Source organism: Campylobacter sp. 2457A (assembly GCF_020135895.1).
Classification (GTDB): domain Bacteria; phylum Campylobacterota; class Campylobacteria; order Campylobacterales; family Campylobacteraceae; genus Campylobacter_D; species Campylobacter_D taeniopygiae.
Genome location: NZ_JACHTO010000109.1, coordinates 1 through 398 on the forward strand (window position 1 = coordinate 1; position 398 = coordinate 398).

At 25.1% G+C, this 398-nt stretch carries 1 protein-coding gene; it reads left to right on the forward strand.

Annotation, left to right across the window (positions count from 1 at the left end; all coding sequences use genetic code 11):
- Positions 1-11 precede the first annotated feature (11 nt).
- The coding region (locus H2280_RS08555) for a glycosyltransferase family 2 protein (protein ID WP_337216272.1) at positions 12-398 on the forward strand (387 nt) is incomplete at its 3' end.

A 398-nucleotide genomic window follows, 5' to 3' on the forward strand; every position in this document is an offset into this window, starting at 1 on the left:
AGGAATTAACCATGAATCCAAAAATTTCAATTATAGTTCCTTCCTTAAATTCATTAGATTATATTAAAGAGTGTATAGAAAGTATTTTAAACCAGACTTTAAAAGATATAGAGATACTTTGCATTGATGCTAATTCCACAGATGGAACTTTAGAATTTCTAAAAGAATGTGAAAAAAAAGATAAAAGATTAAGAGTTATTGTATCCGATAAAAAAAGTTATGGCTATCAAGTAAATTTAGGTATTCAACAAGCTACAGGAGAATATCTTGGAATTGTTGAAAGTGATGATTATATTAAAGAAAACATGTATGAAAGACTTTATGAAGTAGCAAAAGAACAAGATTGTGAAGTTGTAAAAAGTGATTTTTATATTTTAAAAGATGGAAATAAAGAATAT